The sequence below is a fragment of the Clostridium sp. JNZ J1-5 genome, from assembly GCF_053901425.1.
In genome coordinates this window covers 1,963,231-1,982,333 of sequence record NZ_CM132773.1, presented here as the reverse complement: position 1 = coordinate 1,982,333, position 19,103 = coordinate 1,963,231, and the positions used below count along the sequence as shown (strand labels likewise).

16 protein-coding genes are annotated in these 19,103 nt (G+C 29.6%); 11 read left to right on the top strand and 5 right to left on the bottom strand.

Features of this window, described 5'->3' with window-relative positions:
- Genes ACWW38_RS09650 through ACWW38_RS09635 form a run of 4 tightly spaced genes read left to right on the top strand, consistent with a single transcriptional unit; the run spans window position 1 to window position 5,776 of the window.
- Window positions 1-1,986 carry a DHH family phosphoesterase gene (locus ACWW38_RS09650; RefSeq protein WP_456257372.1) on the top strand — a complete coding sequence of 662 codons (1,986 nt, stop codon included), beginning with the start codon at window positions 1-3 and terminating at the stop codon, window positions 1,984-1,986.
- A complete protein-coding gene (gene rplI, locus ACWW38_RS09645) occupies window positions 1,986-2,429 on the top strand; it encodes a 50S ribosomal protein L9 (RefSeq protein WP_456257371.1) in 444 nt (147 codons plus the stop codon). Before ACWW38_RS09650 ends, rplI begins: the two co-directional genes overlap by 1 nt.
- Window positions 2,430-2,475: 46 nt before the next feature.
- Window positions 2,476-4,419: a Lon family ATP-dependent protease gene (gene lonC, locus ACWW38_RS09640; RefSeq protein WP_456257370.1), complete on the top strand. Its 1,944-nt coding sequence runs from the start codon at window positions 2,476-2,478 to the stop codon at window positions 4,417-4,419.
- 25 nt (window positions 4,420-4,444) lie between these two features.
- Window positions 4,445-5,776, top strand: coding sequence for a replicative DNA helicase (locus ACWW38_RS09635; protein WP_456257369.1), 1,332 nt, complete (start codon window positions 4,445-4,447; stop codon window positions 5,774-5,776).
- A gap of 50 nt (window positions 5,777-5,826) precedes the next feature.
- On the opposite strand, the gene hsp18 is transcribed toward ACWW38_RS09635, so the two are convergent.
- Window positions 5,827-6,264, bottom strand: coding sequence for a heat shock protein Hsp18 (gene hsp18, locus ACWW38_RS09630; RefSeq protein ID WP_456257368.1), 438 nt, complete (start codon window positions 6,262-6,264; stop codon window positions 5,827-5,829).
- A gap of 386 nt (window positions 6,265-6,650) precedes the next feature.
- On the opposite strand from hsp18, the gene ACWW38_RS09625 reads away from it, so the two are divergent.
- Together ACWW38_RS09625 and ACWW38_RS09620 are read left to right on the top strand one after the other, a co-directional pair.
- Window positions 6,651-7,361, top strand: coding sequence for a LytR/AlgR family response regulator transcription factor (locus ACWW38_RS09625; protein ID WP_456257367.1), 711 nt, complete (start codon window positions 6,651-6,653; stop codon window positions 7,359-7,361).
- A 314-nt stretch (window positions 7,362-7,675) separates the two neighbouring features.
- Window positions 7,676-8,266: a hypothetical protein gene (locus ACWW38_RS09620; RefSeq protein ID WP_456257366.1), complete on the top strand. Its 591-nt coding sequence runs from the start codon at window positions 7,676-7,678 to the stop codon at window positions 8,264-8,266.
- A 4-nt stretch (window positions 8,267-8,270) separates the two neighbouring features.
- On the opposite strand, the gene istB is transcribed toward ACWW38_RS09620, so the two are convergent.
- Both istB and istA read right to left on the bottom strand, forming a co-directional pair.
- Entirely contained in the window at window positions 8,271-9,038 is a 768-nt protein-coding gene (gene istB, locus ACWW38_RS09615) for an IS21-like element helper ATPase IstB (RefSeq protein ID WP_456257365.1), read from the bottom strand.
- Entirely contained in the window at window positions 9,031-10,503 is a 1,473-nt protein-coding gene (istA, locus tag ACWW38_RS09610) for an IS21 family transposase (protein ID WP_456260430.1), read from the bottom strand. Before istA ends, istB begins: the two co-directional genes overlap by 8 nt.
- A gap of 148 nt (window positions 10,504-10,651) precedes the next feature.
- Here istA and ACWW38_RS09605 point away from each other — a divergent pair, with 148 nt between their 5' ends.
- Window positions 10,652-11,086, top strand: a complete 435-nt coding sequence (locus ACWW38_RS09605; RefSeq protein ID WP_456260444.1) for an ATP-binding protein — start codon at window positions 10,652-10,654, stop codon at window positions 11,084-11,086.
- A gap of 315 nt (window positions 11,087-11,401) precedes the next feature.
- Window positions 11,402-12,022 (top strand): CPBP family intramembrane glutamic endopeptidase, encoded by a 621-nt coding sequence (locus ACWW38_RS09600; RefSeq protein WP_456260443.1) that lies wholly within the window; start codon window positions 11,402-11,404, stop codon window positions 12,020-12,022.
- A 442-nt stretch (window positions 12,023-12,464) separates the two neighbouring features.
- On the opposite strand, the gene ACWW38_RS09595 is transcribed toward ACWW38_RS09600, so the two are convergent.
- On the bottom strand, window positions 12,465-13,280 hold the full coding sequence (locus ACWW38_RS09595; protein ID WP_456257364.1) for a hypothetical protein: 816 nt from the start codon (window positions 13,278-13,280) through the stop codon (window positions 12,465-12,467).
- A 280-nt stretch (window positions 13,281-13,560) separates the two neighbouring features.
- Here ACWW38_RS09595 and ACWW38_RS09590 point away from each other — a divergent pair, with 280 nt between their 5' ends.
- The 3 genes from ACWW38_RS09590 (at window position 13,561) to ACWW38_RS09580 (ending at window position 17,166) form a co-directional block, all read left to right on the top strand.
- On the top strand, window positions 13,561-15,300 hold the full coding sequence (locus ACWW38_RS09590; protein WP_456257363.1) for an alpha/beta hydrolase fold domain-containing protein: 1,740 nt from the start codon (window positions 13,561-13,563) through the stop codon (window positions 15,298-15,300).
- 147 nt (window positions 15,301-15,447) lie between these two features.
- Window positions 15,448-16,305 (top strand): DegV family protein, encoded by an 858-nt coding sequence (locus ACWW38_RS09585; protein WP_456257362.1) that lies wholly within the window; start codon window positions 15,448-15,450, stop codon window positions 16,303-16,305.
- A 24-nt stretch (window positions 16,306-16,329) separates the two neighbouring features.
- On the top strand, window positions 16,330-17,166 hold the full coding sequence (locus ACWW38_RS09580; RefSeq protein WP_456257361.1) for a DegV family protein: 837 nt from the start codon (window positions 16,330-16,332) through the stop codon (window positions 17,164-17,166).
- 91 nt (window positions 17,167-17,257) lie between these two features.
- Here the strand turns inward: ACWW38_RS09580 and ACWW38_RS09575 are convergent, their stop codons facing one another.
- Complete coding sequence (locus ACWW38_RS09575; RefSeq protein WP_456257360.1) at window positions 17,258-19,051, bottom strand: extracellular catalytic domain type 1 short-chain-length polyhydroxyalkanoate depolymerase; 1,794 nt, start codon at window positions 19,049-19,051, stop codon at window positions 17,258-17,260.
- Window positions 19,052-19,103 lie beyond the last annotated feature (52 nt).

Here is a 19,103-nt window from a genome sequence, read left to right as displayed (position 1 = left end):
ATGAACAATAATCATTTTGCTGAAAAGAGTAAGTTATATATTTTAATTATTGGAATACTTATAGCTATTTTTTTTATATTTAAACATTATATTATAGGAAGTATATTACTAATATTTTATATAATTCTTGTAATTTACAATATTAGAGTATCAAAAATAAGAAATTACGAATGGGAAAAGATTGTAGAAGATTTTTCATCTATGATGGATATTTCTACAAGGGCCGTATTAGTAAATTCTCCTTTTGCATTAGCTATAATTGCTTTGGAAGGAAATGTGCTATGGTACAATCAAAGCTTTTTTAATATCCTTGGAAAAAAGGATACTCTGGGCAAGAATATAAGGGATTTAATAGAAGAAGTAAATATTGATAAAATTTTAAATAAGGAAAATGTAGAATTCAAGTATGTAAAAATTAATAACAAATATTATAACATATTTACAAATGTAAACGATAATTCAATAAATAATAATGGTAAAGTAATACTTTTATATTTTTATGAAGTAACTAAAGAATTTGAATTAATAAAAGAAAATGAAGATAAGAAGAATTCAATAATTCTTATGGAAGTAGATAATTTAGATGATGTGCTTAAAACAACTGAAGAGGACAAAGCGTTAATTCTGTCAGCAGAAATAGAAAGAACAATTAAAAACTATGCTCAAGCATTAAATGCTATGATAATTAAGTATTCATCTAGCAAATATGCAATAATTACTTATTATGAAAATATAAAGAATGAGATGGAAAAGAACTTTGACATATTAGATGAAATAAGAGAAATAAATTTTGGTAATAAATTAGCAGTTACATTAAGTGCAGGAATTGGTTGTGAAGGTAAGACACCATTGCAAAATTACGAACTTGCAATGTGGGCTAAAGAGCTTGCATTAAGTAGAGGTGGAGATCAAGTAGTAGTTAAGTTAAAGGATAAATTACAATTTTATGGTGGAAAAACTAAAGAAGTTGAGAAAAGAACTAAGGTAAAAGCAAGAGTTATTGCTCACGCCCTAGTTAATCTAATAAATGAGAGTAGCAACATATATATAATGGGACATATAAATCCGGATATAGATGCTCTTGGAGCAGCTATAGGAATTTATAGTATGGTTAAGGCACTTGGAAAGGATGGCCACATTATATTAGATAATGTTAATAGTGGAATAGAAAATGCCATTGAAAGAATTAAAAAGAACAATTTATATGATAAAATGTTTATTACAGAGGAAAGATGCATAGCCACATATGATAAAAATAGTTTATTAATACTTGTAGATGTAAACAGTAGAGAATATGTTCAAAATGAAGCCATAGTAGATAAAATAGGTAGAATGGTTGTGATAGATCATCATAGAAAATCTACAAATGCTGTTGAGGGAGCACTTTTAAATTATATAGAGCCTTATGCTTCTTCTACTTGTGAGCTAGTTTCAGAAATGCTTCAATACATGATAGAAAATCCTAAGAAATATATAAGTTCTATTGAAGCAGAAATGATGCTTGCAGGAATTTACGTAGATACAAAAAATTTCTATTTTAAAACAGGAGTCAGAACCTTTGAAGCTGCAGCTTACTTAAGGCAATTAGGTGCTGATATAATAGATGTAAAGAAAATGTTTGCTGGGCATCTTGAAACATATCTTAAAAAAGCTGAGATTATAAGTTTAGCTGAAGTAAATAATGATATAGCCATTGCCCTATGTCCACCAGATATTAAAGATAATGTATTAGCTGCTCAAGTAGCGGATGAATTACTAAATATTACAGGTGTTCAAGTGTCATTTGTTCTTGCTAAAATAGATGATGAAGTATTTATAAGTGGCAGATCATTTGGCGATATAAATGTTCAAGTAATATTAGAAACATTAGGTGGCGGGGGGCATATGACCATAGCAGGAGCAAAATTAAAAGATGTTTCTATAGAGGAAGCTAAAGAACAACTTCAGCAGGCTATTGATAAATACTTAAGGGAAGGTGAGGAGTAATGAAAGTAATATTATTAAAAGATGTTAAAGGACAAGGAAAAAAGGGAGAAGTAATAAATGCATCAGATGGATATGCAAGAAACTTTTTACTACCAAAAGGATTAGCTAAGGAAGCAACAGATTCTAATATGCATATTTTAAATAAACAAAAAGAAGCAGAAAGAAAGAAGAAGCTAGAAGAGATAGAAGCTGCACAAAAATTAGCAGAATTTCTAAGAAATAAAGAAGTAAAGATGTTTGGTAAGTCTGGAGAAAATGGAAGATTGTTTGGAGCAATAACAAGCAAAGATATAGCAGCCGAGCTAAACAAACAATATAATCTTGAAATAGATAAAAAGAAAATAGTAACAGATACAATAAAACAACTAGGTATTTACGAAGTAGAAATAAAACTATATCCTGAAATATCTACTAAGGTTAAGGTTGTTATTGTAGAGCAGTAACGAATAAGGATAAAGGGGGGACACCTAAAAGAAAATTCCTTAAAGTATGGATTTCTTGAGGGGAATAATATTGAAATTTCCATTATTAGATGATGAAACAAAAAGAACAGCCGAATTTTTAGAAGATAATATACCTTTTGAAGTACAGGTAAATGTATTAGATGACTTAATGAGAAAAATAATAGATGAAAAAACTATAAGATCTAGAATTATAAAATATAAGTTAAATAAACATTTGCATAGTAATGATTTATATAAAAGAATATATGCAATAAATAAAATAGTTAGTGATGGCAAAGGGATTGAGGTAGTTCCTGATGAGCAAAGCTTACAAGAAGCTATAGAAAGCACTAATAAGTGTTTTGTAGATACTGTAGCAAAGAAATATATTGAAAATAACATCGAAAGGGAAGTTGAACAGGCTGTTATTGACAAGCAAGAAAAGTATATAGATGAAGTTAGACTTGGTATTATAAGAAAGAAGAAGGGTCCAGAAAATGCTAAAACACTTAAAAAATATGCTAAATTAGAAATGTTAGATGCAAGAAAATTATCTAATAATATTCAAGCATTATTAAGACCACAAGAATTTTCTGAAATAGTAGGGCAGGAAAGAGCAATTAAATCCCTATTATCAAAAATTGCATCGCCATACCCTCAGCATATTATTTTATATGGACCTCCAGGTGTAGGAAAAACTACAGCAGCAAGACTAGCTTTAGAAGAAGTAAAAAAATTAAAGTATACTCCTTTTTATGAAGATGCAAAATTTATTGAGGTAGATGGAACAACACTTAGATGGGATCCAAGAGAAATTACAAATCCACTTCTAGGATCAGTACATGATCCAATATATCAGGGAAGTAAAAGAGATTTAGCTGAAGTGGGAGTTCCAGAGCCAAAGCCAGGGCTTGTAACAGAGGCTCATGGTGGCGTTTTATTTATTGATGAAATAGGAGAACTTGATATTATTCTTCAAAATAAATTGTTAAAGGTTTTAGAGGATAAAAGAGTGGAGTTTTCATCATCTTACTATGATCCAGATGATGAGAATGTGCCTAAATATATAAAATATCTTTTTGAAAATGGAGCACCAGCAGATTTTGTACTTATCGGTGCTACAACTAGAGAACCAAAGGATATAGACCCTGCATTAAGATCAAGATGTGCAGAAGTTTACTTTGAACCTCTGTCTCCTAAAGAAATAGAAAAAATAGTAGAAAATGCAGCTGAAAAATTAGATATAAAATTAGAAAATGGAGTAGCTGAACTTATAAGTCGATATACAATAGAAGGAAGAAAAGCAGTAAATATACTAGCGGATACTTATGGATATATACTTTATAACAAAAAGGTTAAATCTATAAACAATATTAAGATATCTATAAAAGATATAGAAGAGGTAATATCTATAAGCAGAATTATTCCATTTGAGCAAGTCTCAAATGAAGAGGAGTATGAAGCTGGTCATGTATATGGACTTGGTGTCAGTGGATATATAGGTTCAACAATAGAAATAGAAACTGCAGTATTTAATGCTAAGGAAAAAGGAAAAGGTGTTGTAAGATTTAATGATACAGCTGGAAGTATGGCAAAGGATTCTGTAGTTAATGCAGCCTCTGTTATAAGAAAAATAACAGATAAAGATATAAATGACTATGATATACATGTAAATATAGTAGGTGGAGGGCGAATTGATGGTCCCTCAGCCGGTGCAGCAATAACTATTTGTATAATAAGTGCACTTTTAAATAAACCAATTAGGCAAGATATTGCAATAACTGGTGAGATATCCTTAAGAGGTAAGATTAAACCTGTTGGTGGTATTTTTGAAAAAGTATATGGAGCAAGAAGAAAAGGTATAAAACTTGTAGTAGTTCCAAAAGACAACTTAAAAGAAGTGCCATCAGGATTAGATGATATTGAAGTTAAAGCAGTTGATAATATAGAAGAGTTGATAGAAATAGCTTTTCCAGAGAAACAACTCTAAATTTTAAAATTAGGGGAGATCGCCAATGGAATCACATCTTAGAGTTTCGCCTAATAATATAGAGGCAGAACAAAGAGTATTGGGATGTATGATTAAAGATAAAACATCTATAGCTCAAGCAGCAGAAGTTTTAAAAGGAGAAGACTTTTATAGAGAAAGTCATAAAATTGTATTTAATGCTATATTAGAATTGTACTCAAAGGATATTCCTGTTGATACTGTAACTCTAATAGAGCATTTAAATGCTACAGAAAAGCTACAAGCTGTTGGAGGAATTACCTATGTAACAGAACTTCCCGCTTCTATAGAAACTACAAGTAACCTTAATTCTTATGTAAAAATTGTTGAAGATAAGTCTATTTTACGAAAGCTTATTAAAGCTTCAGCAGAGATAATGGAAGAGAGTTATACAAAACAAGATGATGTTGCTGGAGTACTAGATGGAGCAGAAAAAAGAGTATTTGATATAGCACAAAAGAAAACCTCAAGTGATTTTGAACCAATTAGCATAGTACTTGAAAGAGGTTTCGAACAAATAGAAAAAATGTTCAATAATAAAGGAGAGACAACGGGAGTACCTACTGGTTTCCCAGAATTAGATGCTAAAACTTCAGGATTTCAACCAGGAGATATGATACTTATAGCGGCAAGACCCTCTATGGGTAAAACTACATTTGCTTTAAACATAGCCCAGTATGCTGCTATTAGGGAAGGAAAAAGTGTAGTAATATTTTCACTGGAAATGTCAAAGGAGCAATTAGCATATAAACTTCTTTGTGCTGAGGCAAATATAGACATGTTAAAGTTAAGGACAGGGGAGCTAGAAGACAATGATTGGGAAAGAATAGCTAAGGCATCAGGCCCTATTGCAGCTTCAAAGATATATATAGATGATACTGCTGGAGTTTCAGTTATGGAAATGCGTTCTAAGTGTAGAAGATTGAAAATAGAGCATGGAATAGATATGATTGTTATTGACTATCTTCAACTTATGAGCGGAAGTAATTCTGAAAGTAGACAACAAGAAGTTTCAGAAATTTCAAGGTCCATAAAGGCATTGGCAAAAGAGATGCATTGCCCTGTTATAGCACTATCTCAGTTATCACGTGCACCTGAGCAAAGAGCGGATCACAGACCTATGCTTTCTGACCTTAGAGAATCTGGCTCAATAGAACAGGATGCTGACCTTGTTATGTTTTTGTATAGAGATGAATATTATAATAAAGAGACAGAAGATAAAAATGTAGCTGAATGTATTATTGCAAAGCAAAGAAATGGTCCGGTAGGTACAGTCAAACTTGCTTGGCTTGGACAATACAGTAAGTTTGGAAGATTAGATGTTATACATCAGGAGTAATTATAAAAAAAGAGAGGGTTTTATAAAATCCTCTCTTTTTTTATAATATTCTATTGAATATCAATTTTCTTTTGTTTTTTTGATTCAGCTTTTGGAAGATTTAACATTAATACTCCATTTTCAAATTTAGCTTGAATGTTATTTTCATCTACGTCATCAATATAAAAGCTTCGTCTAAATTCGCCATAAGATCTTTCACGTCTTACATAGTTATCTTTCTTATCTTCTATAATGTCTTCACGTTTAGCAGTTATAGTTAAGTAACCATTATCATAACTTACATCTATATTTTCTTTATTTATTCCAGGAAGATCAGCTTCTATTAAATAGGCATTCTCAGTATCTTTTACATCAACCTTAAAATCTCTATTAGAAATTGATGGTGAAAAGAAATTATCGGTTAAAAAGTTTTCGAAAAATGTATCGAAATAATCACTTCTCTTTCCTAAAGAATTGTTATTTTTTCTAAAAGGGATCATCTCAAACATATACATTACCTCCTTAATACTAAGTTTAATTTATCTTGTATATATAATAAAACAAAGGTCAAAGAAAGTCAAAGTTGAAAAGTCAAAGAAGGTCAAGAAATTAATTGAATTTTATAGCCTCGATTTTATATTTTGATATAATCATAAATTTTAATATTAAATTGATATATATAGTTTAAAATATAAACTATATAGAATTTTTATTTTTAATATAAAAGATATCTTGTATATTGATAATATAATTTGATAAGGTTAAAATTTATTTGTAAAAAGAAGTGTTCTTGTAGCTAGGTTGATAGGGTAATTAATTCGTAATCAACAAGGCTCAGATTCAAATTTTGTTAGGATTACTATGATAATGGCGGAAGGAAAGAAGGCATGTTATTATGAAAATAGCAATTTGTGATGATAACATAAATATGGCTTCATATATAGAAGATTATATTGACACTTTACCATTAAAACATATTACCTGTGAAGTTTTCACATCAGGTAGAGATTTAATCCATTTTATAGAAAGTGAAAATCAATTCTTTAATATTTACTTTATGGATATCGAAATGTCAGGAAAAAATGGGATAGAAACCTCAAAATATATTCGTCAACATGATAAAAATGCCTTAATTATTTTTATTACTAATTATAAGGAGTATGTTTATCAAGTGTTTGATGTACTGCCTTTTCGATTTTTGGTCAAGCCAATAGATAGAAAAGCACTTAATAAGGTATTAGGAGAAGCAATTGAATATATCCATACTATGAAACAAATCTTTTTTTTCAAACAGGAAAAGGCAGTGATTCAAGTACCTTTTGAGGAAATTCTATTTTTTGAGGGAAATAGAAGAAAAGTTCGGATTGTTACATTGCAGGAAGAGTATCAGTTTTATTCGAAGATTTCAGAAGTCAAAGAAAAGATAGATATGACACTATTTTTTCAAATACACGCATCATATTTAGTTAATATGGAGCATGTGAAATTAATTGATGCAAGTCAAGTGATTTTAAAAAATAATATCTGTCTATCTATAAGTAGGAGATTTAGAAAAGATGTTAAAGAACAGCATCTAAAATACTTAGAATGGAGATGTGGAAGATAGCCATTTATATTGCAATATTTGTATTATATTTATTAATAAACTTATTTGATTTAGCAATCATCAGTAAATATATGAAATATTTATATGGAAGTCCACAAAAAAATATATGGTATTATATAGTGATAGTACTTATTATTATCGCTGCATCTGGACCCTATGCAACTTTTACAGCGTTATGGGGCATATCTTTACTTAGTCTCTTTCTGTTGAAATTTTATCCTGCAAATAAGCAAAATAAGATATTGTTTGGAGTTGTGCTAATGTCGATTTCATTTTCCACGCTGTTTTGTTCGTTTATGATAGCGGAAATTTTTGTGCCAGATAAGAACTCCATCGGAGGTGCAGTAATATTTTTTCCTCATATTATTTTTGTAGGTTTTATTGAAATTGTATGCAGAATTAAAATTTCTTCTAGCTTTAAATTACCTATAAAAATATGGATATTATTATTAGCCATTCCTCTTATGAGCTTATTTGGAATTTGCACATTATCCTATTTAGCTGAAACTAGTAGCATGGGAAGAAAAGAACTTAGTACAATAGAATTACTACTTTTATTTATTTTTTTATTCATGAATCTAATTGTATTTTACGTATTTGCAAAGATAAGTGATCTGATCCAAACAGGTATTGAAAAAGCATTATTAAAGCATCAGATTCGGTTACAGGAACAATATTATCAGGATATTAAAGAAACACAGAAACGTGTACGAAGTATTCGACACGATATGAAAAATCATCTTGAAACTATTTCTTATATGATTCAAGACAACCAAACAAGCAGTATTAAAAATTATCTAAAACAAATTATGTCCGACGTGCAATTTACAGAAAAAACTATTTTCACTGTTATTGTCAATAAAAATTCCTCAAAAATGGGACTAAAAATTCCCCACTTTAGATAAAAAATTATTTGTGACTTTCGTCACAGGAGATTTCTTTTAATATACTTTCTCTTTGTTTCATCCTATAACTCTCACCTTTTATAACTACAAAGTGGCAATGATGTATGAATCTATCTAAGATAGCAGTAGCTAAAACTGGATCATAAAAAATCCTTCCCCATTCATCAAAAACCTTATTTGTAGTAATGATAATAGAGCCATTTTCATATCTTCGAGCGATAATTTCATAAAAATCATCTACATTGCTTTGTGTGAGCTTTTTTAAACCTAGCTCATCTAATATTAGTAAATCTGGTGATATGTACTTCTTTATTTTTGAGTTAAAAGAGTTATCTGCTCTAGACATATACAGCTCTTCGAGCATTTGGTTAACTGTAGTAAATAGAACATTATATCCTTGGGCGATAGCCTTAAAACCTAAAGCTATCGCTAAATGAGTTTTGCCAGTTCCGGGTGGGCCAATAAATGCTATATTCTCTTTTTTTCTTATAAATTCACAAGTCCCTAAATTATAAATAAATCTTTTATTAACCGTAGGTTGATAATTAAAATTATATTCTTCCAAAGATTTATGTTGTGGGAACTTTGCCTTAGAAATTCTCTTAGTATTACCATTATTTTTTCTGTTTAATACCTCGTCATTTATCAATAACTCAATAAACTCCATGAAAGATAAATTATCTTTTATGGCTTCTTCATTCCTCATATCGATGGTTTTAATCACCCCTGAGAGTTTCAAATCTTTTAGTTTAGATAAAAGTAAATCATTCATTCTTTCCTACTCCCCCTGATAGTAATTTATTATATTCATGCAAACTTCTTGCGATTTCTGTAGCTTCAGAGTTAACATAGCTTTGGGCTGGTATCTCATCACAAACTACACCTTTATCACAGATGTTTTTTATCATTTTATAACTTATAGCATTAAATGTTATAGCTCTTTTACAGGCTTCATTTATAGTTCCACTATCATATTTTTTTCTTAAAGAGAGTACTCCAGAAATTGCTCTATAGTCATATTTTCTATTTTTAAGATTGGTATTTAAGTATTTCTCATAAAATTCCAGTGCATGAATTCCTATTTCACTCATTTCTAATTTTTGTCTTGACAAAATGTCCTTAATAGAGATATTCTTACTTCTAGGATAGTGGTTTATATCTGTTATAAAGTTGCCCTTTTCATTGGTCTGCAAACTATGGAGGGCGATTTCTTTTTCGGATAAAAATATCCTTAAAAGTCCATTCATTTCTATTACTTTAACAGTTTGTCCGATAAACCCATAAGGTACAGAATAGTAATTACCTTTATAGGAGATATGGCAGTTTGTATTTACAAGACACTCACTGCTGTGAGATAGGACGAAGTCCTCAATTGGTAGGGATGATAATCTATTCTTTTCTGTAGATGTGAATACTTCTATTGGTGTTTTTTTAGTAGTTCCATGTATTCTTTTATTTGCAATATTATCAAGCCACTCTTTTAGGAAAGTCTTTGCTTCGTCAGCATCCTTAAATTCTCTTCCTTTAAAGCAATTATTTTTTACATATTTAACAGATGATTCAACTTTTCCTTTATCCGTAGGAGTATAAACTCTGCAGGGCTCCGCCCAAAATCCATAATAAGATGCAAATGCAGCATATTCTTTTTGAATTACAGGCTCATAGAAGTCGGTTTCTAAAATACCAGCCTTCAAGTTATCAATTTTTATATTTTGTGGGATGCCTCCAAAATACTTAAAAGCAGCCTTATGGCACTCAATAAAGGTCTTAACGCTTTGGTCAAATACTATTTGAACGTACATATACCTTGAATAGCTTAATGTCATTACAAAGATCCAAGCTTTTTTATATGTGTTATTTATTTTTAAAGTCCCTATATAACCAAAGTCTACCTGAGCTTCTTCACCAGGCTGCGAATGAAGAACCATGTATACCTTAGAAGGGATATCCTTTATTGTTTTAACATATTTTTTAACAGTGTCATAACCTCCATCAAAGTTAAAATCTCTTATTAAGTCTTGATGTATTCTTTTGGCCGTCAGGCCTTTATTTGCTTGAATTTGAATATATTCCTTATGTGGATCTAAAATTGATGGCCTAGTCTTTTTAATAACCTCACCTTCGGTTTCTATTGCTGTCAAAACCTTTCTTACAGTCTTCCTATCAATTTTTAACATCCTTGATATTTGAGACTTATTCAATCCTTTTTTATAAAGTGTTTCAATTGTTGTATGCATTGCTATCCCCAACATATCCTTTCCTCCTATGTACTTGTTAAAATAATTTAACTACATAGGACAATATTTTTAAAGATAGGTGGGGATTTTTTAATCCCATAAGTGGGTATTTTTATATTACCATTAACATTTCACAGGTAATTCAAGTATCGATTCAATATTAAATATTAAGACTGATCAGGCCAAAAAGAGCAATATACAAATTAATACAAATATCCTAATCCCACAAAATTTAAATATAAATTTTTTAACTGCGGTTATTCTTCTAGGAAACATATTTGATAATGCCATTGAAGCATGTTTAAAGCTGCCAGAGGAAAGAAGGAAGATAGATTTTAAAATGAATTATATTGATTCTATTTTGTATTTAGAATTAAGAAATAGTTTTGAGAAAGTCCAAATAAACCAGAATAATGAGTTAATTACTAGTAAGTCTGATGATCCTTCTTTACATGGAATAGGAATGCAAAATGTAAAAGCAATTGTCAATAAATACAATGGCATTATAAAAATAAATACTGACAATAATAGGTTTTCAGTGAAAATGGTATTGTATAATATTAAAACCAATTATGGCAATTAGTGATACAAAATATGACAGCTAAATAAAAGGAAAATAAAAATATGCTATAATCTTAACTACCAAGGTAATAGTATATTTTTTATTTGTATATGTACTAAATATGAAAAAGTATTTTGTATATTACCAAGTAAAAATATTAAAATTGTTTAAAATAGGGAAGTGATTTTGATAGATAGTATATTTGAAAAAATAAAGATAAGAAAGATGATACTCATTTATATTAGTGCAATTATATTTACTTTTGTAATCTTAAAAATACCCTTTTTCCAACGTATTCAGATAAAGGATAAATATTTTGGAGAAGTTATTTTGAATATGTTATTAGTTATTTGGTTTTATATAATGCTATCCAAAGAAAACACACCTATAAAAAGCAAAGTTATTAACTATATAAGTAAAGTAAATTATAAGAAAATATTCTATTTGTATGTTTTAAATCTTGGTATTTATATTGGGACAGGACTCTGTATATTAATTGGAGACAAACCTTTGTCAAAAGTTCCTTCTGGTATGTACATTATTTTCGGAATAACTTTAGCTCCGATAGTTGAAGAATTAATATTTAGAGGTGTGGTGATGAATAGATTAAAAATTAAACTTGGTATTATCCCAGCCATTTTTTTCTCAGCAGCAATATTTGGGATGTTACATTTTGATTTAAATATACTTGGAAGGCTACTTTTTGGGATTCTAAGTGCAATGTTATATATTGAAACTAAAAATATTATAAACTGCGTTATTCTTCATATATTACATAATACAAGCATACTTATATTTCCGGTCATATCTCAATATACTAATTTTCCAATAGATGCTTGCAGTGAATTTAAGGTGGGCCTGCTGGTATTCATAGTTTTTAGTTGTTTTATTTTATCAATAGTATTTAACATCATTTATATAAAGAATAACTTGCCAAGAAAAAATAATATACTATAAACCCTATTCTAAAACATAACTTTTTTTATATTATATTGAAAGGATAAAAACAATGAGTGATTCTATAATTATAGTTATTGCTACTATAGTTCTTATGGCATTAATATTTTTTCTTAGTTCTAGAAAGCACTGGGCATGGGGGATGGTTATACCGACATTATTAGTAATAGGCTGTATCATATCCATTATAGTTCTTGATACACAAAGTCCATTTCAGATAATTAAGGTGTTCTCTGGTGTTTCGATCTTTTCTCTGGTTACCCTTATCTTGGTTAGAGAAAAGATAAAGCAAAAGAACAATTAAATCATTTGAAAACATCGTATTTTTTAATTAAACAATAATTAGGTCACGTTGCAATACAAAAGCAATCGGTTAATCATAAAATAAGAAATGATTAACTGATTGCTTTTTATACATGAAAATTAGTTTATTGATTATTGGTTATGCTAATATTTCTAACTTTGATTTTTCTAGTGGATCATTTAAATTATTTTGAATATCCTTATATTTAGATATGTTAAAATATTGTTCTGTTGTCATCTCTTCAGATTCCTTAAGGATGGAGTTATTTTCAGAATTAGTATTGTCTTTAATTTTCTCTCCAATATGTGTTAAAGTTTCCCCTACTTTTTTATCAATGTCAGAAATTCTTTCTTCAATCCTTCTTAATTGTTCGCGCTTATATACTGCCTTTTGCCCAGAAAGAGAACGTGACTCGTCAAGTTGAATTTCTTTTGCTAAAATCTTGGATTGTCCATGTATCTTATTTTTCACAGATGATGATGCTTGTATTTGTGAAATGTCACTGCTTAAAGCAACAATATTATTAAGGTGTTCATCTTTTGCTTCTTCCTCAGTTTTAGGTTGATTATTGGAAATTTTATTTTCTTTTTTGTCTATACCTATTTTTTTCTGTTGTTCTTTAAGTGTGTACTCTGCAATTTGCTTGTCGATAGCATTTAACTGTTCCTCATAGTTTTCAAGTTGATCTTTAATGGAATCTAAACTTTGTCCATTCTTTGTAGCTCTTTCTATTAAATTGCTTTTACTTTCAATAATATTTTGCTTTTGTTTAAGTAAAGGATCAATAAAATTTCCCCTTGAGGACTGGCTTTGAAGTGCATTTTCTGTAGAGTTACTTATAGACATCATATTGCCATGATAATTTGTATTTAGTTTTATGCTCTTATCATTTGCATTATTATTTATTTGACTTACCTTAGTTGCCATAAAAGGTGCTATGTTAGATATACGCATTTTAATTTTACCCCCTAACTATGCAATACTTTTTACTAGCATCTATAGTATATATCGTTAGGTTATATAAAAAGTTAAAAATTTAGTTAACTACACTCAAGTTAGCAATAGGATTGAGAAGTCTATATAGGTCTATTTACCTATTATTTATTGTTTAATGTACATATACTTAACTTTCGAACATCTAAATATTGAAACATAATAAATTAAATATTAAGTATATGGGAAATAATTAAAATATACGTTGAGACTTATGAATAAAATTATAGGAGGAATAGTATTGAATTTTAAAAAAAGTTTAATTGAAAGTAGAAATAAAACTACTGATAAAATTACTAATAAAAATTTTATTAGTATATTCAGCATTATACTAGTTACTTTAAACTTACTTTGTATTGTATTAGGAATATTTTATATAAAATCAAATAAAAGCTCAGCCATGTGGAATATACTTGGAGTTTGCATAATAGCTACATTATTTATGAACTTCTTATTAGTCTATCTTAATAGTCTTCAGTTAAAAGGAGATAGGAGGATTATAAAGTTAACTAAGTTATTAGGGTATGTGTATTTGTTTTCTGTAATGTTAGGAATGTTAGGAATGTTAATAGGAAATGTTACTTTGTCTAATTCATATTCTAGTGATTTTAATGAGAATATTTATTTACACTTTACAATATATTTTAGCTACATGTCCATTTTTTTAATAGGTATTATTATTTCATTTATTAATTATAGAGATTTAAGTTTTTATAATAACTTAGTTATTAATGAGGGAAAATTAGTAAAGTTTTTTAAAGGAATTACAAAACTTGTATGTTACTTAATATTAATCTTTGGAATATTTTCAACGTATGTAATATTAAGTGAGCATGATGTAGGAAATTCAGAAGTGTTTATATCAGAATTCACAGTATTTTATGGACTTATTTTTTTTAGTGCAACTATAGTTATCTTAAATTTAAAAAATAGAGACAGATGTAAGTTAAGTTATTGGCTGGTTGTAATAATAGGAATAAGTATTTCTTTTGTTTGCATTCTACCTTTAATATTAACACCATATGCAATAAATAGAGCAGATAAAAATTTCTCAGAAGCATTTGGATTCAATTGGAGAGATAAAATTGAATATAATTTAGAAAAGCATTTTTTAAGTACTCCTTTTATTATTCCAGCATATTTTTTAGGTATGGAATCTAAAGAGTATACATTTAAAAAGGATATATTATTTTATCAAGGAAAAGATTCCAAAGGAAAAGAAATAAAATTGTATTTTGATGCGTATATGCCAAATAATAAGGATAAGTATCTTCCAGGAAGAGGTTCTACAGTTATTAGAATTCACGGAGGGGCATGGGTTAGTGGAGATAAAGGTAAGTTAAATATGCTTCAAATGAATAAGTACCTTGCTGAAAAAGGTTATACAGTATTTGATATTCAGTATGGACTTAGTAATAATAGTAGTTTTACTATGGATTTAGGAGAACCAGAAAACGTTAGAGGGAATTTTGATATTGACCATATGGTGAAACATATAGGAATATTTACAAAATATATTTCTGAACACGCAGATGAGTATAATGCTAACCTTAATTCTGTTTTTATTTCAGGAGGGTCAGCAGGAGGACATTTGGCATGTGCAGCAGCTTTAGCAGTAGATAGTGGAAAATATAATAATATTTTTAGTTCAAAAATTAAAATTAAAGGATTAATTCCATTTTATCCTGCAAATGGGCTACCGGATCAAGGCAAGATATATGGAAACAAAAATTTTATGAACCCTAAACTTTTAGTTAAGAAGGATAGTCCACCATGTCTAATATATCAGGGAACAAAGGATGGATTGGTACCTAGAAAAGTTTCTATAGAGTTTAAAAATGAATATATAAGTAAAGGTAATAATAGATGTGCTATATTGTGGATGCCATTAGGGTCACATGCAAGTGATTATTATTTCCCGGGACAATATAATCAAATATTTCTATATTATATGGAACGATTTATGTATATCTATAAATAATGGCAACAAAAAAATGTGTAAAATAAGGTTAACTTAGGATATACTAGGATAAGTAAGGTATTTATAAAACCTTTTAAGTTTATGGATTTGTTTGAATGTATGGGGGAAGTATTTTAATATTGATGAAATTATAAAGGAGATGATAGAATGTCAATAAGAATACTAACGGACAGTGGCTGCGATTTACCTAAAGAGATTATAGAAAAATATGATATAGATGTTCTTCCACTTACAGTATGTTTAGGTGAAAATGAATATTTAGATAGTGTTACTATAACGCCTAAAGAAGTATATGATAATATGAGAGAAGGGAAAGTATATAAAACATCTCAAGTACCGCCAAGTAAGTTTAAAGAAGTTTTTTTAAATTATGCAGAGAATGGTGATACTTGTATATATATAGGATTTTCATCTGGGTTAACAGGAACATTTCAATCAGCAATTATTGCTAGAGATGATGTATTGGAATCGTATCCTAATTTTGATCTTTATATGATTGATACTAAGTGTGCATCAATTGGATTTGGATTAGTAGTATATAAAGCAGCTATTATGTTATCAGAGGGAAAGACAAAAGAAGAAATTTTAGAAAATATAAAATTTAATTCAAAACATATGGAACATATCTTTACAGTAGATAGCTTAGAATACTTATTTAGGGGTGGCAGGGTAAGTAGGACATCTGCTTTTATAGGTGATTTACTAAATATCAGACCTATATTAGATGTAGAAGATGGGAAGCTCATTCCTATAGAAAAAGTAAGAGGAAGAAAAAAATCTTTAAAAAGAATAGTAGATATAGCTGGAGAAAGAGGAGTTAATCTTCAGAATCAAATTATAGGTATATCTCATGGAGATTGTTTAGAAGAAGCGGAAAAATTAAAAGAGATGTTAGAAGAGAAGTACGGATGTAAAAGCTTTTTAATAAACACTGTAGGTGCTGTTATAGGAGCACATTCAGGTCCTGGAACTATAGCATTATTTTTTCTTAATATAGAAGAGTAAATAAAGAATAAGGGGGAACTAATGATGACAATTAAAATCGTAGCAGATAGCAGTTGTGATTTATCTGAAGATATTAAAAAAGAACTAAATATAGATATTGCCCCTCTAATTTTACAACTAGAAGGCAAGGAATATATAGATGATGAAAGTTTAGACGTAAAGCAATATGTAAAGGATATGGGGAAATGTGAGGTACCTCCAAAAACAGCATGTCCTTCACCTCAAGATTATATGAAGAGATATGAAGGAGAAGAGAGTGTATTTGTAGTAACCCTATCTTCAAAGTTAAGTGGAAGCTATAATAGTGCTGTTTTAGCAAAAGACTTATTTTTAGATGAGTTTGGAAACAAATTCATACATGTCTTCGACTCATTAAGTGCTTCTGTAGGAGAAACATTAATTACACTTAAAATAAATGAATTGTATAAAAAGAATTTAGAAGAAGTTGATATAGTAGAGAAAGTAACAAAATATATTAAAGAGATGAAAACTTTTTTCCTATTAGAAAGTTTACAGCACTTAGCTAAAGCAGGAAGATTAAATCCTATAATTGCTAAGATAGCTAATATGTTATCTATTAAGCCGATTATGGGATCTACAAAGGAAGGAACTATAAGATTAGTTGAAAAAACTAGAGGATATAAAAAAGCATTTGGAAGATTTATTGATATTATTGGAGAAGAGGGTTCAAACTTCGAACAAAAGATACTTGGAATAGCTCACTGTAATTGTTTAGATAGAGCCCTAAAGTTTAAGGATGAAGTTACAAAGAGGTACAACTTCAAAGATGTTATTGTTGTTGAAATGTCTGGATTAAGTTCTACTTATGCGGATGATGGTGGGCTAGTAATAGCTTTCTAAGTATAATTTAGATGTTTATTATATATAAGTTTATATTAGTACAATTAAAATAGTAGTCGTGTAATATATTATATTACACGACTACTATTTTTTAGTTTGGTGTAATAATTAATTTAGGAGAATATTGGATATTATCTCCTCCATAGATCTCAAGTATATCTGATGTGAAATCTGCTGAAGAAATTCCTTTTAATCTAAATTGAGTTTTCCCAGTTTTATTAATATAGTTTAATGCTGTTGAAGGTAATTCTACTTCAACATATTCATTGTTTCTAGATGGCACATTCATAGTAACAACATCTACTATTGATGCATTAGCACCATAATCTGATTGGGTTAAAGTACTACTGGTTCCAAAGTATCCAGATTTTATGTCTATTTTTATGCCAGCTACATTTCCAGATAAGGATTTACGATAGATTCTTAATTTAGCACTTTGTATATTAGTTGCTTCAAGAGAGCTTGTATCAAAAGATAGAATTGAATAATAAGTATTAGTGTTGTACATTCCTTTATCACCTATCTTTAGAGTTGAAGTGCTGTATCCATCAGCAGCATAAACACCAATATACCCATCTTCAGAATCTATGGAATTCAATGTTATATAATTTGAATTAGACTCAATAGTATAAGTTTCAGTTTTTACAGCTTCAGAATTACCGGCGGCATCAATACTAAAAAATTTTAATATTGTATTAGAATTTATAGTTATAGGTTCAACATACTTTGTTGAGTTTAGACTTGGATCAGATCCATTAGTGGTATAGTAAGTATCAGCTGATTCATTGGCAGTCAAAGTAACTGTTACAGGAGAACTATAAGTACCACTAGCAGGATTTGCTGTTGTTATAGGAGCTGTAGTGTCTGTTGGAGGATTAATTCCACCAGAAACAGATTTAAAGAAGTTCCAAGTTATTTGAGTTTGATTTGGTCCATTTGGATCAGTATAACTTCCAGAAGTATTTCCTCCAGACCAAGCATGTCCCATACCATCAACTAGATATTTTTCCATTACTACATTTCCGTTATTGTCATTATATACATATCTAGTATATTTTCTTCCCTGAGAACCAGATGCTTGTCCTTGAATTGTCTGATCAGCTATATCATCTATTGTTCCATTCTCTGATCCATCATCGGCAAAATCATTTGTAGTAGCCCATTGAGAGAGAACTTGATTGCCGTTAATTGTGGCAACAGTATAATCAGAAGTGCCATGAAAAACTATTGTAGGTACTACTCTTTTATAGGACCCCATTGCTTGATATGCAAGACGCCCTTGAGTTTTTGGATCTGGACCACCAGTGTTCATAGCAGTAAAAGCAGCAGTCATGCTAGTTGCAGCTTTATATTCCAAGCCAGAACCAACACCGATAGCCTTAAATACATCTGGATAAGTAGCGCCTAAAATAACACTCATTGCAGCACCAGCAGATAAGCCTGTTACAAATACTTTATTATTATCTACTGAGTATTTTGATTTTACTTCGTTAACCATTCCTGTAATAAGAGCTGGTTCTCCAGAGCCTCTTGATTGGTGAGCTGTATCAAACCAATTCCAACAGGCATTTTGATTGGCAGAGCTAGTTTGTTGTGGATAAAGAACTAGGAAGTTTTCAGTTTCAGCAAGCTCATTCATTCCTGTACCAGAAGCGAACTGATCAGGATCTTGTGTACATCCATGCAACATAACTACTAGAGGAGTAGAGGTTCCAGACTTGTACCCGCTTGGTACGTAGAGTTTATATGTTCTTCCATTGTAAGAGTGGCTAGTAAAGGTTCCGGTAGCAAAAGCTGTTATAGAAGATAGTGGTGTAAGTACTAGCGAAAGTATGAATACTAATACTACACGTAAACTTAGAGTTTTCTTTTTTACCATTTTCATAACAAACCCTCCAAACCTATAAATATAAAAATAATGATTTAATTAGAATATT

Excerpts from the sequence above, each read along its gene's own strand:
- istB (WP_456257365.1), bottom strand. The coding sequence starts at position 9,038 with ATGAATGATTTACTTTTATCTAAACTAAAAGATTTGAAACTCTCAGGG.
- hsp18 (WP_456257368.1), bottom strand. The coding sequence starts at position 6,264 with ATGTTTGAGATGATCCCTTTTAGAAAAAATAACAATTCTTTAGGAAAG.
- rplI (WP_456257371.1), top strand. The coding sequence starts at position 1,986 with ATGAAAGTAATATTATTAAAAGATGTTAAAGGACAAGGAAAAAAGGGA.
- ACWW38_RS09650 (WP_456257372.1), top strand. The coding sequence starts at position 1 with ATGAACAATAATCATTTTGCTGAAAAGAGTAAGTTATATATTTTAATT.
- ACWW38_RS09595 (WP_456257364.1), bottom strand. The coding sequence starts at position 13,280 with ATGCGTATATCTAACATAGCACCTTTTATGGCAACTAAGGTAAGTCAA.
- lonC (WP_456257370.1), top strand. The coding sequence starts at position 2,476 with ATGGATTTCTTGAGGGGAATAATATTGAAATTTCCATTATTAGATGAT.
- ACWW38_RS09585 (WP_456257362.1), top strand. The coding sequence starts at position 15,448 with ATGTCAATAAGAATACTAACGGACAGTGGCTGCGATTTACCTAAAGAG.
- ACWW38_RS09635 (WP_456257369.1), top strand. The coding sequence starts at position 4,445 with ATGGAATCACATCTTAGAGTTTCGCCTAATAATATAGAGGCAGAACAA.
- istA (WP_456260430.1), bottom strand. The coding sequence starts at position 10,503 with ATGCATACAACAATTGAAACACTTTATAAAAAAGGATTGAATAAGTCT.
- ACWW38_RS09575 (WP_456257360.1), bottom strand. The coding sequence starts at position 19,051 with ATGAAAATGGTAAAAAAGAAAACTCTAAGTTTACGTGTAGTATTAGTA.
- ACWW38_RS09600 (WP_456260443.1), top strand. The coding sequence starts at position 11,402 with ATGTTATTAGTTATTTGGTTTTATATAATGCTATCCAAAGAAAACACA.
- ACWW38_RS09625 (WP_456257367.1), top strand. The coding sequence starts at position 6,651 with ATGAAAATAGCAATTTGTGATGATAACATAAATATGGCTTCATATATA.
- ACWW38_RS09580 (WP_456257361.1), top strand. The coding sequence starts at position 16,330 with ATGACAATTAAAATCGTAGCAGATAGCAGTTGTGATTTATCTGAAGAT.